Origin of the sequence: Salinivibrio sp. AR640, from assembly GCF_001995405.1 — a bacterium.
GTDB lineage: Bacteria > Pseudomonadota > Gammaproteobacteria > Enterobacterales > Vibrionaceae > Salinivibrio > Salinivibrio costicola.
In genome coordinates this window covers 34,752-49,567 of sequence record NZ_MUFD01000020.1, presented here as the reverse complement: position 1 = coordinate 49,567, position 14,816 = coordinate 34,752, and the positions used below count along the sequence as shown (strand labels likewise).

The window sequence follows — 14,816 nt, the reverse complement described above, 5'->3', positions numbered from 1 at the left end:
CCCTTGCTTAATGTTAACAATAAAGTCAATAGATAAATACCGGAACATCTCACTAAATACAGCTAAAAACCAGCTTTTTGGTCATCCTCCCCAAGTCAATGTTCTTCACAATGACTAAATCCCTAATCACATTATTTATCCAATCTAATATGAGCCGACTAGAATCTTAGGTATAGTTTCTTCAGCGCGTTAAACAAAGAGGAACTATTATGGCTATCAACTTCAAAGAAAAAGTTCGAGGAACAAGGGTATATCATAGCGGAAAAGCCATTAAACCTCGTCCACTGACTGAATCCAGCAAAATTGTAGCACAAGAAAGCTTCGAAAGTGATCGAGGTAGGATCCTCAACTCAGCTGCAATCAGAAGGCTTCAACAAAAAACTCAAGTCTTTCCCCTCGAACGTAATGCTGCAGTTCGCAGTCGTCTCACTCATTCTCTCGAAGTTCAACAAGTTGGTCGATACATCACTCAATTAATCTTTAAAGAGCTCTCTGAAGAATCTAAACAAGAATACGAGCTAACCGGATTAGAACGTCAATTTGAGTCGATAGTCGAAATGTCATGTTTAATGCATGACATTGGCAATCCACCTTTCGGACATTTTGGAGAGCAAGCTATAAACGATTGGTTTTCTAGAAATTTACTATCTCTTGTAATGGATAAGAACGGTGAGCCCACAATCGACTTACCAAAGCCAATCCAACAAGATCTTACCAATTTCGAAGGTAACGCACAGGCTATCCGCCTAGTTCACACTCTACTCGAGCTCAATCTAACCTATTCGCAAGTATCTGGTGTGTTCAAGTATACTCGCCGTGGGGATCAACCATCGCCTAAAACAAAGAGCAACTCGGAATTACATGACTATGACTATTTGATGAAAAAAGTGGGTTATTACTTAAGTGAACACCGCTACATAGAGTCACTAAAAACGGTGCTGTCAATGGACTCTCATTGCCGCTCTCCATTTTCATACATAATGGAAGCTGCGGATGATATTTCCTACGGCATTGCAGACATTGAGGATGCTGTTGAAAAAGACATTCTCACAGTAGATCAACTCAAAGAAGTTTTAAACGACGAATACCAATCTCTTGTAAAAGAGTACGATTTGCAAAACAGTGAAGAGATGAAAAAGATCGTTGATGTCGCCAGTGAAAGCGCTTCAAAATCCGATAACTGTGCGAACAGCCACTTCTTCATTACTCTTCGCGTGGAAATAAACAAACGCCTACCAAAACATGCATGCAAACAGTTTATAGATAACATAGAGAAGGTATTTCACGGGAGCTTCAATAGAGCGCTAATTGAAGATCATAGTGATAATCATGCATTAGTAAAAGCTCTTAAGAATGTTGCTATGAACTATGCTTTCTGCGATCCAGAAGTAGAAAAAAGTGAGCTACAAGGATATAGAATCATTACGGGGTTACTTGAAGCGTATAAGCCATTATTACTATTAAGCAAAGAGACTTTTACCAACATTAAAGAAGCCCCTCTATACGAGAGAAGACTCTACAAAAAACTACCGAACAAGCACCTTCGAGCATACGAAATCGCTATGCAAAGGTTAGAGCTAGAAAAAAATAAACCGTCTGACCTTACGTACTTACCCTATGACTTTGATGACGATATTTGGGAGTTTTATTTTCGAGTCCGCCTCATCCAAGACTATATTAGCGGCATGACCGATCAGTACGCTTATGACGAATATCGTAATCTACATGTGTTGGACTAAGTAAAAGCAGACAATCTGAAATGTAATCACAATATAAGGGAAGCCATCTTCCCTTTTAATCACTCTTAATTTAACTATTCACGAGAATTCATTTTGAATTATCATCAATCCACTAATGTATACCTGTAAATATAAGATGAAATCACAGATATTAGTCATTCAACCAAATCACCTCTTGCTCCAAAGCTAAGCCATGCTTCTTCATTTCCGTCACCAACTCTCGTAACTCTGATGACTGTGCTAAAAGCTTTTGGCTATTGCGCTCGAAAGAGGCAAAATCCCGGGCGGTGTCAACCCAAAGCTGGTTTTGTCCATAACGCAACAAAAACGCCTTCCAATTCGGCATCATCCAAAACTCTACTCTTTCTGTAAGCTTCTCTTTGAGGCGGCGGTAGTTATTCAGCCCTACTCCATCATAGTCAGCAAAAAAGTAGACTATCGGTGCCCTTTCAGGCACCGATAACCAATCAATTAGTTTGTTGTGTAGCTGCCCGCGGTACCAAATAACGGTAGTAGGTTCGTTATTAGGCAACCAATCTAGTCTGTCAAATAGCGCTTGATTCTCCACCAGCCAAATGGAATGTTCTGTGTGAAGATGTCTATTTCGCTCTCCGCCCACCTCAAGCGACAAGACACCAAACACTTCTGTGGCTGCATTTAAGTGCTCAGTTGGCACGCCGGAAACGTCCCACAAAGGGTTCGCAACCGTTTTAGCCAGAGCGTACGTGACATCGTGACCTGCGTATCCTTGTTTGCTGCTGCGTGTCGAGGCTATGTTTGCCGATCGTTGCGGTACACTGGAAGATACACGTTGGTCGGGGGCCAACCGTTCAAGTTCAACGGTGGCTACATCCATATCTTGAATTCGATAAACAACACCACGGCCTTTAGGCGTAATTTGCACACACCGCGTTTTGTGATTGAACGCTTCAAGCTGCTTCTTTTGAGACGGTGTCATTGTACTTCCGGCAACGGAATCAGGGTAAACCTCAACGAGTCGCGAGAGTGCTTTCACCAACGCCTGGCTCATAGCGATGGCTCTGCATATGATTGGGGCAGCTCTTGACTCTCTAGTGGTTCGAAAATCTGCCAGCTATTTCGACTAATATGATTTTTGCCATTGGCTTGGTGAATTGGCACACAATAACGCGCGGTGGTTAAGGGGGCTGGAGAGGCAAATATCAAGGCAAAACCGAATTGATCCGCAATCTCTATCAAGCTCGTTTGGTTCTGGGTATCCAAAGCTGACGCTTCATCCAAATAACAGACTGCTTTCATTTGGTGGCGTTTATCTTGCATGAGGTACAACATCGCCAGACCCGTCACAAGCTTCGCCATCAATACGGTTCCGTTAGAGGCGGCACTATCAATTTCTTCAAATGACTCTTGCGGCTGGCCGTGCTTGGCAACGACAAATTCAAGCCGGAATAAGTCTGCTACTCTTAAACCTTGGCGAGCATTGCCCTCATCAATCAGCAGGCTCTTCGCGCGCTCTAAATCAGCATCATCGAGGATACTGCCCTGATCAAATAGCTCAAAACTTTGACCACTTTCAGTTTGCTCTGCTTGTTGGATCAGCACATTCATCGCATTAACAAGCAGACTTTGTTCGACTGGCTCAATTTTGAAAATTTTAAGATCTGACAGCTGCCTTTGGCTGATCAGGCGGTTGAATTCCTTCATCTTACTTTGCAATGCATATAAACCACTGCGCAGCTCTCTTAAACTGGCAGTGACGTTGACGACGGCCGATCGGGCCCGCCTTTCCAGTGCTTTTTTCTCATCGTCCAAACAATGATTGAATTGAATAATACCCTCTAATTCTTCATCTTGTGTTTGCGCCATCTGAAACTTCGTCAGCCCTTTTTGACCCAATTCATTCTTCATTTGGCGCAATTCTTTTGATAGCTGATCAAGGGCTTTGCAATCTTCAATGTAGTCCTGAAGACGATCCGGAAGTGACGCCAAAGACCAATCATCCCCCGCTATCCAGGGCGAATGTGGCTGGTCAGAAAGTCCGCTAAATAGCGCTTGGTCATCTATTCTTTGTTTTTTTAGTTTTTCAACACTGCTCTCGTCTGAAGCCAGTTTATTAAGCTTATCCGCTACCTCACTTAATTGCCTTGAAAGATAGGCTTGCTTTTCTCCTGAGTTGTTAAGCGCATCGTTAATCGCTACTCGCTGTTTCTCAACAGCCTGTCTTTGCTCGATTCGCTGTGCTTGATTGTGTGTTAACTCTTGTAACTGTTGGAATTCTTTTAGCTGTTGTTCACACTGCCTAACAGCACTATTTAATTCGGCCTTTTTCCTCTCAGCCGCCTCTTGCTCTCTACTTGCTTGTAGTAATTCTTTGAGCTCGTTTATTTGCTCATTAACGCTACCAATTTCCTCCAAAACCTCTGACTCTGTTTTCTGCACATGCTGAGGCAATAGCTCATGAAGCGACAATGTTAAGCCGGGGAGCAAGCATTGCTGTGAGGACTCGCGATTAAAAACGCTTCGCAACTGCTCAGCATTAAGCGAGTACTGTGAGGGTGGCAGTTGCAGAACTTGTTGGCTGAGCACTTTGTTTAGATTATCTAACTCGTGTGTATTGAGCGTCTTAGAAAGGTGAAGGTATAAATTGTCATTTAGGGTTCGCTGTTGATACTGCAGCCGCTGGCGCTGCTGTTCTTTTTCTTGCAATTGTTTTCGAAGCATCTCGGAAGAGGAGCGCTGGGACTGAACACATAATGTGGCCTGCGCTTCATACTCTTTCTCGGCGGATCGTAACTGGCTCTCTAGGAATCCTTGATCCGGAATCAGGGCAAAACGCGCTTCCAGCTCTTGATGTTGCTTCTCCGTATGATCTAGCTTTGCCAGCTCATTGACTAAGTCTTGGCGTTTCCCTGCTTGAGCGATATCTTGCTCTCGAAGTTCACGTGAGGTTTGTTCAAGCTTAGCCTTTTGCTTAACTAGCTGTTCCCGCGTCGTTTGAACGTGACCATGCCAGTCTTTTAGCAACGCATCCACTTTCGGTTGGCATACGGCAATCTTTCCTCGTAAAGATAAGGTACGCTCAAACTTTTGCTCGAGTTGGTAAATCATCTTTTGATTATTGAAAGCGGCTAGGTACTGCTCGTGCTCTAAGTTAATGTCTTGAAACGCTTTTTCCCATTCCTGCTTAAAATCAATACTGGCGTTGGGTAGCTCTCGACTAAATATCGTTAACAAATATTCTTTCACATCACTAGAATTTAGTTTGTCGAGTCGCAGCGTCTTGGTGAGTACCTGCTGGAAGGAACGGGCATCGCTAATATGCTCAAGCTTAAATACGGTAAAGTCAATATCGCTCGTCTTCTTGCTTTTTGCACCGCCATAAATCAAGTGACGGAAGTCCCTCTCGTTATATCGATGGACGCTATATTTCTTTTTTGCTAAGTGACTGACAAGCTTTGGTTGGCTGACGATATTACCATCATCTAAACGATAATCGTCTAAATTCAACTCTCCCTTGTAGGCAAAGTACTCATAGTCATGGCCCACCCCTTTACCGACACACCCAAACACTACTGTGCCCGTTTGCGGTAGAATTACTTCTAGTAAGATATAGGCGCTGTTATTTGGGAAGTAAAAGCGACGCGTTTGATCTCGCGTGTGCGAGCCAAAATCCATTTTTCTCTGATCGATGATAAGTAGAAATTGAAGCGCATTGATAAGGCTTGTTTTGCCATGGTTATTGGGTGCGATTAATGATACAGAATCATCGAGAGGAAGTTCAGCGCGCTGGTATCCCGCACTGCCGATTAACGCTACACGTTGAAAGCCATAACTTAACATGATTCATCTTCCTCATAAGCCGTAGCCGCTATATCACTCTCAGATGCGTGCTCTGTAATTGCTTGGAAGTGATCAAGGTAGCGATATACCGACGGCAACAAACGCCAGTGATTGTTCTCTTGAACGGCAAAACCTTTTCGCACAGCGTTGTCGAGTATCTTTGCGAGTGCATCTCGGTCTAGCTCTTCTGCATCCAAAAGTCCTTGATGCTTTCCGTAAATGTCATCGAGTAAGGTGTTATCAATTGTCCATTGGTAAAACTGGCCACGGGAGCGACCGCTATCCGCTTGATGATCAAATAGCACCATTAGCAATAACGCTAAATGACGCGATTGTTTATTGATGTTCTGATTACCTTCTTCATCATGAAACCAAGCAAAGCCGCGTCCATCAATCCGCAAATCAAAACCTAGGTTTGCAAATAGATACTGATACTGTTCTGCTTGCAGCTCAAGCTCATGCCATAGCGCGGCATCCGCCGAGCGGTTAAGGTGTCGTCCAGAGCTAAAAAGGTGAAATAACTCGGTCAAATGTGCCAGTTCATTTAAATCGATTTTACTATTTTGCATGATCTATACCCTTTGCAGGAGTTGGATCAGTTAATGCCCTGATTTTATGAGGGTAATAAGTAACGGCGACGGTGTTTAACGCTGTAGTATTCGAGTGTGGCCCTAACGTGCTTTCCCATTGAGGCTCTTGCACAAGTTCATGGTAACGTCTTAATAACGCTGCGTCCGGTAAATGCGGATAGTGTTCTCTCAGCCATATCATAAGATTGTCAACCGGCAACGAATCGCTCAGCTTTTCTCTCAACCGCGCTTCATCCACCCAGCTGACCGTTGAACTCGTCGGTCCATCTTCTTCATCAGGGAAAACAACAGCAATAGGCTCAAAATTCATGAATTCAGCCATTAATTCACGCACCTCATTGCCCAATTGAATTTTGGTGACACGGCTACTTGTCCACAAAGGTAGCCCCTTGGCGTTGAGCCCTCGCGCTAATCCCTTTTTACGAACTTGACTGAGCTGCTTACTAATCACCGCTGAAAGCTGGTTATGCTGTCTTGCTTCCTCACGTAATGGCAGCAAAGTATCAGCACATTGTTGAGCAATGACGCGTCCTTGATAACGAAGCTCTTTCACTTGATAAGCTATCTGGCGCATCGCCAGCCTTTGTTGATACAAAGCGCCACGTATCGAGAGTCGATCGACCGCATCATCCAGTGCTTCTTCTGCTTTTTCTAATAATGGGTAGAAGCTACCACCAAGGCCGCTGTCCATCATTTCGTTCATCGGCTCAACGTATTGATCGTATACCTCTAGGACTTCACGGTAACGACGTTCAATCGGCATACTGGTATCCGCTGATTTCGCTAATTCTGCTACTTCAAAAATTGCTTGTTTGTCTTGGATTAGCTGTTGGGTGATCTTTCTGACAAGCTCTGAGAGTCTGTTCGCGCCGGTACGCAGCAAATCATTGTCCGACCCATCTAGCCCTTCTAACACCTGGCTGGTGGCGTCTTTAATCGCATCGACTCGTGCTCTAAGTACTGCTGATAGGCCAAGCTCATGCTCTTGCGTCAAGCCTCTCACAAAATCCACGACTAATGTATTTAGCTGATAGTCACTACTTCGGTTGATAAGTTGCAATATATCTGCGTTAACAAGGCTTGCGAGCACAGTATTACTGTCTGTTTGCTTATTTTTGAATTGATTGATCACCTGCTCAAGTACTCTCAGCTCAAACGCTGGAAACTCTCGCGAAAGCCGCGTTAGCTGCTCAACAACCTCCCAATGTTGATGTAACTGAAAAATGAGACTTTTAGGTGCGACCATTTCACTCCCTTATTCAACGACTTGCCGGCTTTCATTCCGCCGAGACTATCTGCAGGTTTAACTATTTTTATGATGTCTCCTTAATAGCAGTAGGTAAACACTAAACGCATAAACATGTCGAATAACTAGACTAGGATCTAAATTGCGCACGTAGTCTATTAGGTGAGAGTGGCTATTTCGATACCGCGCGTTGTCATCGATAATCCAGAACACCTCAGCTTTTCTCATCGATACCGTTAAGTGGTATGATGCGCGCCATTGTCGCGCCACTGACTTGTATGACGTTGGCGCATTCGCATCAGCAAGGTTGTACAAACATGGTTAACAACAAGATCCAGTGGTTTCCGGGCCATATGCACAAGGCTCGAAAGGAAATCGAAGAAGTCGTCCCTAAGATCGATGTGATCATCGAAGTGCTCGACGCACGCATCCCCTTTAGTAGCGAAAACCCTCTGATCCGCACACTGCGTGGCGACAAGCCAGTGATCAAAGTACTGAACAAACGCGATCTTGCCGATCCGGCCATGACAGATATTTGGATGGCCCACTTGGAGCAAGAGCAAGGCGTTTCTGCAATGGCGATCACCACGCAGCAGCAAAGTGAAGTCAATCGAATCATGGAGCGGTGCCGCGCACTGGCCCCTCATCGCGAAGCCATGGGTAAAAATATTCGCTCAATGATCATGGGGATCCCTAACGTAGGCAAGTCCACCATCATTAACAGCCTTGCTGGTCGAGTGATTGCAAAAACAGGCAACCAGCCCGCCGTGACGCGCCAGCAGCAACGGATTAACTTGCAAAACGGCGTAGTGCTCTCTGATACACCGGGAATTTTATGGCCAAAGGTTGAGAACCCACATAGCGGTTTTCGTCTCGCAGCAACCGGCGCTGTGAAAGATACAGCAATGGACTACGACGAAGTGGCTTTTTATACCGTGGAGTACTTGGCGAGTGCCTACCCCGAGCGGCTACAAGAACGCTATCAGCTTGATGTATTACCCGACACAGACATTGAGTTGATGGAAGCGATTGGTGCCAAGCGCGGTTGTCTGCGCGCGGGAGGGCGGGTTGACTTGCACAAAGCCTCAGAAGTGCTGTTGCATGATTTACGCGCCGGTGCGCTAGGTGGCCTCACGTTAGAGAAACCGGACATGATTGAAACCGAACTGGTGCAGGTTGAAGAAGACAACGCCCGTCGAGAGGAAGAAAAAGCCGCTAAAAAAGAGGCCCGCCGTAAGCGTTACCTCAAAAACAAACGTTAATACAATTCATGACATCACAACAAGTCACATGCCAAAGGGGCATTCGACCCCTTTGGCAAGGATGCAGCTAGACTTTAAATTGCCCCACTAATTGTTGCAACGCCGTATTTGCCGCTTGTAAATCATGTGCTCGCTGCTCGGTAGTTTGCCCATGTTGATGCAGCTTGGCGACGATATCACGGATAGACGTCATGGTTTGACTGATATCTTCAGTGACCTGGCTTTGCTCGGTGGCAGCCGTGGCGATTTGCGTGCTTAGCTCGTCAACCTGCGTCACTGATTGGGTCATGGTTTCAATCCGCTGCTCAACCTGTTGGCTACTCTCTGAAGATGAGACACACTGCTCTCTCGTCTCCTGCATGGATTGACTGGCCTGTGTCACAGCGTCACTGACCTGTGCCAACATCTTATCGACTTCACCGGTGCTCTGTTGCGTCCGCGAGGCGAGGTTTCTCACTTCATCAGCGACAACCGCAAAACCGCGTCCCTGGTCGCCCGCCCGAGCCGCTTCAATCGCCGCATTCAAGGCCAGTAAGTTAGTCTGTTCTGCAATATCACCAATCACGCCGAGAATGGATTCAATTGCTTTAGTATGCTCTCGCATTTGCGCGACTTTTTGCTCACTGGTTTCCACGTTATCGACGAGGGCTAAGACACTGCGTGTCGATGCCTGCGTCTCTTCACGCGCTTGCTGGGCTTCTGATTGCATCTGACGCGTGACATCATGGCTTTGATTAACGTTTTCCGCGACATCAGAAGCAGAGGCACTTAGCTGATTAATCGCGGTAGCAACGCCTTCTGTTTCTCTTACATGGGCATCTAATGTCGATAAGGTTTGGCTAGCATCATGACTGATTTGCTCAACATAGTTCGAACAGGTTTGATTTGCGCTCATCACTTTCTGTACTAAATCTTGCAAGTACGCGATAAAATCATTCACTGAATGAGAGATGCTATCCAGCTCATCATTACCTTTTGTCGGCAACCGTAATGTGAGATCCGCATCGCCTGAGGATAAACTATCCACATTTTGCTTAAATGTCGCAAATCGGCCATGAAGTCGCTTAAACGCAATGAGCATGACCACGAGCAATAAGCCGATCAGAGGTAACTGGATCCAAGCAAGGGTGGTGATAATTTTATCGCTCAGCGCCGTGAGTGCCGAGGTTGGCTTGGCAACGACCAGCGTCCATGGCGTACCAGAGACTGGCGACAGCAATAAAGTTTGCTCCTGATCTTTACCTTCAAAGATCAAACGCTGCGTCTGTTGATTTAGAGCCGTATCAATAGCCTTGGCGAAAGGCGTGTTGAAACGTGAGACCGATTTAAGTACATCGTCACGCGTGAAACCACCACGGCTCTGACTGAGGATCTTGCCATCGGATTCCACAATGGCAATGTTGGCATCTAAGGCTTTTTGCTTTTCCGCGACCAATTGATTAAAAAAGCCAAGCGTGACATCAATGGTTGCTACACCATATAAATTGCCTTGCTGATAAATCCCCATGGCACAATTGGTACGAGGCTGAGCGCTGGCACCATCTTTATAAGCATTGGCCCAAACGCATGCTCCCCGAGGCGCATTTTGACCCGCGCGATGCCAAGGTTGGGTGTAATAATTTGGGGCCTCGTCGCTATTCCAGTAAGTATTCTCAACTAATTGTCCGCTGTCATCACGGTGATAAAAGGTAGAGGCGCGATCAACGCCCGCGAGGCGTTTATTAGGTAGTGGCCATATACCGCCTCCAAATACCAGAGGGTTGCCGTACTGATCAATAAGGTGCGGTAGTTGGGTATCGATTTGGGCGCTGGTTAAGGTTGGGATAAGTTGCGTAATGGCGCGCTGCTGCGCTTTTACCTCACGAAGGGCGAAGGTAATATCGCGACCCACTTCATTCAGGTTAAGCTTAAGTCTTTCTTCTCCCTCTTTTTTTAGCGTCGGTGCAATCCATGTCTGTATGCTAAAAACAGTCAGGATCGTCGCGATCAGTAAAAAGACGATCAATCCGATACTGTATCGACCTTGTATGGTGGCAAACGGTGATCGAGTCGGTTGCATGAACATTCCCTATTTATTTACAACTTAGATACATGAGTATAAGACACCGAACTCTTGTGTTGTAAAAAAGCGTGGGGGGACATCACATTATGTGTACGCAGTTATAAAAAACCCGTCGTACCGAAGTACGACGGGCGTATGCTAATGCCTTTATGTGATTATCACTGTTTATGACGTCACATCCACCAGCGCATCGGCCAACCTATCGATGTGTCGCTCTGCCAGGCCAGCAATGTTGATCCGGCTATCTCCTACCGCATAGACGCCGTGTTTGTCTCGCAACTGATGGATCTGCTCACCAGTCAAACCAAGTACGGAAAACATACCACGATGGTGTTGGATAAAATCAAAATAACCGTCACCGGTGCGATCGCGAAGGGCTGACGTCAGGCCTTCTCGTAAGGCATTAATGCGGGTGTTCATGGCTTTAATTTCATTGCGCCATTGCTGCGTAAGCGCATCATCCGTCAAAATGGTTTCGACAATTGCGGCACCGTGATCCGGTGGCATGGTATAGGTGCTGCGCGCCAGTTGCATGATGCGCCCTTTCGCATTCTGCGCTTCTTGGGCAGATTTACCCACCACAATCGCCGCGCCTGTACGTTCTCGATACAAACCAAAACTCTTGGAGCAAGATGTCGCAATTAATAACTCTTCAACATTATCGGCTAAAAGACGCAAACCCCGAGCATCTTCTTCTACCCCATCACCAAAGCCTTGATAGGCAATATCGACAAAGGGGGTAAATCCGTTGCGATTTGCAAGCTCTGTGATCGCTTCCCATTCCTTCAGGCTTATATCAGCACCTGTGGGGTTATGACAACAACCGTGTAACAGTACCACATCGTCGGCGCCCGCCTGTGATAACGCATTCAGCATGGCATCGGCGTCCACCATTTTGGTCTCACGATTAAAATACGGATAGAATTTCACCGTCAGGCCTGCCGCTTCCATCACCGGCTTGTGATTCACATAGCTGGGGTCTGTCAACCATACGGTAGTCACCGGCTTCGCGAGATTCATCAGATCGGCCAGCATACGCAGTGCCCCACTTGCACCTGGTGTTTGCACGGCGGCACAACGGTCATATGCGTCCGTCCCTTTGAGTAAGAGATCGACCATAGCTTGGTTGAAGTTTTCATTGCCGGCCAGGCCAACATAGGCTTTCGTTTGCTGAGTTTGCGCTAGGGATTGTTGTGCCGCTTTAACGGCTTGCATAATTGGCGTTTGACCATGACTATCACGGTAAACGCCAATGCCTAAGTCCATTTTATGCTCACGCGGATCGTCACGATAAGCCAGTGACAAAGAGAGAATGGGATCCTGCTGGGCAGGCGAGAGCAGATCTAACATAGTAATACGTCCTTTTAAGCCTGGATGCTCAAGATACGCTATACCCTACCCCATGCGGGAAAATTGGCAACCTCTTACCCGCGATTCTCTTGTCGATGTTGCGCACGCTCGGACAGAAAGTGTACGCATTGGTTGGCACTCCCCCGCCATACGAGGTTTGGATCAGCCTCTGCTTGGATAAATTTGCCGTCGATCAACACATCAATCAACGCCACCACCTCTTGCTGCTCAGAGGATAATTGTTCCAGCGTGTAGCCTGTCCACAACCAAATGTCTTTATCCGGGGCACTTAACACTACTTCTTGTAACAATTCTTTTACACTGTCGAGGTTAGCAGGATGCAAAGGATCGCCACCACTTAACGATAAACCGCGCCGCGGGATCCGTGTATCGAGAAGATCACGAATGATCTGATCTTTAATCACATCAGTGAAAAGGTGGCCACTTTTCAGCGGCCATGTGGCTTTGTTATAACAGCCTCGACATTGATGCTCACAACCTGAGACAAACAAAGTACAGCGCGTGCCAGGCCCATTGACAATATCGACCGGGATATATTGGTGATAATGCACGATATACTCCCTACATATGTTTAACGCGGCGGATCACTTCTTGCTGCTTACCTGGGTTAAATGGACGTGTATCCGGGCTACCCAAATAGCCACAGACGCGACGAGTCACCGACACGCGCGCTGGGTCGTGATTACCACATGCCGGACAGGTAAAGCCTTTGCTGGTGCAATCAAATTCGCCGGTAAACCCACATTCATAGCATTCATCGATCGGCGTATTGGTGCCATAGTACGGCACGCGATCGTAGCTATAATCCCAGACGTTCTCCAACGCTTCTAAATTATGCTGGATGTTGGGATACTCGCCATAGCAAATAAAGCCACCATTGGCTAAGCGTGGATAGTCCATTTCGAAATCGATTTTATCGTAAGGTGTGACTTGTTTTTCCACGTCGAGGTGGAAGCTGTTGGTGTAATAGCCCTTATCCGTCACCCCTTCAAGCACACCAAAGGCTTGCGTATCAAGCTGGCAAAAACGACTACAGAGGTTCTCACTCGGGGTGCTATACAAACTAAAGCCATAGCCTGTTTCTTCTTTCCAGCGTTCGGTCGCATCATGCAAGTAGGCGACAATCGCTTTCGCTTTCTTTTGCTTAACCACGCTGTCGTAAAGATGCGGCGTGCTGCCATAAAGGGCATTAATCGTTTCGTGTAGGCCAATATACCCTAGCGAAATCGATGCTCGGCCATGTTTGAAAATCTCACTGACTTCATCATCTGAATTAAGACGGATCCCACATGCACCTTCCATATATAAAATGGGCGCCACGCGGGCTTTTACCCCTTTAAAACGCGCAATTCGAGTATCGAGTGCCTGGCGAGCAATATTTAACGTCGCATCGAGGCGCGCATAAAAGGCGTCTTCATCCCCTTCTGCTTCAATCGCCAATCTGGGTAAATTGACACTGACCACGCCTAAGTTATTCCGCCCTTCATGGATCAATTCGCCGTTTTCTTCATAGTCACTTAAGAAGCTTCGGCAGCCCATCGGGGTTTTAAACGAACCGGTGACCGATACAACTTGGTCATAATTGAGAATATCGGGATACATTCGTTTTGAGGCGCATTCAAGCGCAAGTTGCTTGATGTCATAGTTCGGATCGTCAGGCTGTCGGTTTAAGCCCTCGCGAATGCAAAATACCAATTTAGGGAACACAGCGGTTTTGCGATTTTCGCCCAAACCGGCAATACGGTTGGCTAAAATAGCACGTTGTACCGCACGTGCAGACCATGATTCACCGAGCCCTAACCCAAACGTAACAAACGGGGTTTGCCCATTGGCCGTATGTAAGGTGTTTACCTCATACTCCAACGATTGAAACGCATCAAAGCACTCTTTATCGGTTCTTGCTCGCGCATATGCCTCGGGCTCAACAATGGCCCACTCTCGCGCCACAAGTAAATGTTTTTGGTAGCTTGCTTCAACGTAAGGCGCTAACACCTCATCAATACGATTGATGGTGGTGCCACCGTATATATGACTCGCCACTTGCGCGATAATTTGTGCCGTCACCGCTGTGGCGGTCGAAATCGACTTAGGCGGGGCAATTTCTGCGTTCCCCATTTTAAAGCCTTTTTGCAACATGCCGGCTAAGTCAATCAACATGCAATTAAACATGGGGAAGAAAGGCGCATAGTCTAAATCGTGGTAATGAATTTCGCCGGATTCATGGGCGCGGACAACGGCGCTCGGCAGCATGTGCTGTTTGGCGTAATGCTTAGCCACGATGCCCGCAAGTAGATCGCGTTGCGTCGGAATAACTTTGCTGTCTTTGTTGGCGTTTTCATGCAGCAACTCGGTGTTCGTTTGACCGACCAACCCTTGTACCTCATGATTCAGTCGACCTCGGCGCTCTCGTGCAATGTCTCTATCGTGGCGGTATTCAATGTACGCGCGCGCGACCGCTTTATGCGGGCCAGCCATAAGCACATCTTCTACCGCATATTGGATGTGATCGATGTCTACTTCGGCATCGCCAGCAAATTGCGTCGCAATGGTATCCGCTAAACGACGAATCGCCTCATCAGTCAATGGGCATGATTCAACGTCACGCAGCGACTGCGCTGATTCTCGCGCACACGTCACCGCCTGAACGATACGATCTGCATCAAATGGGACGCGTGTTCCGTCGCGCTTAATTACCGCTGGCATATGCCCTCCACACCATATATAGGA

The 14,816-nt window shown here is 46.8% G+C and carries 10 protein-coding genes; 2 read left to right on the top strand and 8 right to left on the bottom strand.

Annotated elements, in window-relative coordinates; genetic code table 11:
• Nucleotides 1-209 precede the first annotated feature (209 nt).
• Nucleotides 210-1,739, top strand: coding sequence for a dGTPase (gene dgt, locus BZG75_RS10880; protein ID WP_077576967.1), 1,530 nt, complete (start codon nt 210-212; stop codon nt 1,737-1,739).
• Between the two features lie 151 nt (nt 1,740-1,890).
• Here the strand turns inward: dgt and BZG75_RS10875 are convergent, their stop codons facing one another.
• Genes BZG75_RS10875 through BZG75_RS10860 form a run of 4 tightly spaced genes read right to left on the bottom strand, consistent with a single transcriptional unit; the run spans nt 1,891 to nt 7,280 of the window.
• A complete protein-coding gene (locus BZG75_RS10875; protein WP_242413599.1) occupies nt 1,891-2,754 on the bottom strand; it encodes a DUF7281 domain-containing protein in 864 nt (287 codons plus the stop codon).
• Nucleotides 2,755-2,765: 11 nt separating this feature from the next.
• Nucleotides 2,766-5,558 (bottom strand): hypothetical protein, encoded by a 2,793-nt coding sequence (locus BZG75_RS10870; protein ID WP_077576965.1) that lies wholly within the window; start codon nt 5,556-5,558, stop codon nt 2,766-2,768.
• On the bottom strand, nt 5,552-6,127 hold the full coding sequence (locus BZG75_RS10865; protein WP_077576964.1) for a condensin complex protein MksE: 576 nt from the start codon (nt 6,125-6,127) through the stop codon (nt 5,552-5,554). Before BZG75_RS10865 ends, BZG75_RS10870 begins: the two co-directional genes overlap by 7 nt.
• Nucleotides 6,117-7,280: a hypothetical protein gene (locus BZG75_RS10860; protein WP_242413598.1), complete on the bottom strand. Its 1,164-nt coding sequence runs from the start codon at nt 7,278-7,280 to the stop codon at nt 6,117-6,119. The genes BZG75_RS10865 and BZG75_RS10860 overlap by 11 nt, the downstream gene beginning before the upstream one ends.
• 431 nt (nt 7,281-7,711) lie before the next feature.
• Between BZG75_RS10860 and ylqF the strand changes: the two genes are divergently transcribed.
• A complete protein-coding gene (ylqF, locus tag BZG75_RS10855; protein ID WP_025744796.1) occupies nt 7,712-8,656 on the top strand; it encodes a ribosome biogenesis GTPase YlqF in 945 nt (314 codons plus the stop codon).
• Nucleotides 8,657-8,723: 67 nt separating this feature from the next.
• Here the strand turns inward: ylqF and BZG75_RS10850 are convergent, their stop codons facing one another.
• From BZG75_RS10850 to nrdD, 4 genes are all read right to left on the bottom strand, one after another.
• Nucleotides 8,724-10,715 carry a methyl-accepting chemotaxis protein gene (locus tag BZG75_RS10850; RefSeq protein WP_077576962.1) on the bottom strand — a complete coding sequence of 664 codons (1,992 nt, stop codon included), beginning with the start codon at nt 10,713-10,715 and terminating at the stop codon, nt 8,724-8,726.
• Nucleotides 10,716-10,883: 168 nt separating this feature from the next.
• A complete protein-coding gene (locus tag BZG75_RS10845; protein WP_077460774.1) occupies nt 10,884-12,068 on the bottom strand; it encodes an amino acid aminotransferase in 1,185 nt (394 codons plus the stop codon).
• Between the two features lie 74 nt (nt 12,069-12,142).
• Entirely contained in the window at nt 12,143-12,640 is a 498-nt protein-coding gene (nrdG, locus tag BZG75_RS10840) for an anaerobic ribonucleoside-triphosphate reductase-activating protein (RefSeq protein WP_021023863.1), read from the bottom strand.
• A gap of 10 nt (nt 12,641-12,650) precedes the next feature.
• The gene (gene nrdD / locus BZG75_RS10835; protein ID WP_077576961.1) at nt 12,651-14,792 is read right to left on the bottom strand and encodes an anaerobic ribonucleoside-triphosphate reductase; all 2,142 of its coding nucleotides are present in this window, start codon (nt 14,790-14,792) and stop codon (nt 12,651-12,653) included.
• Nucleotides 14,793-14,816 lie beyond the last annotated feature (24 nt).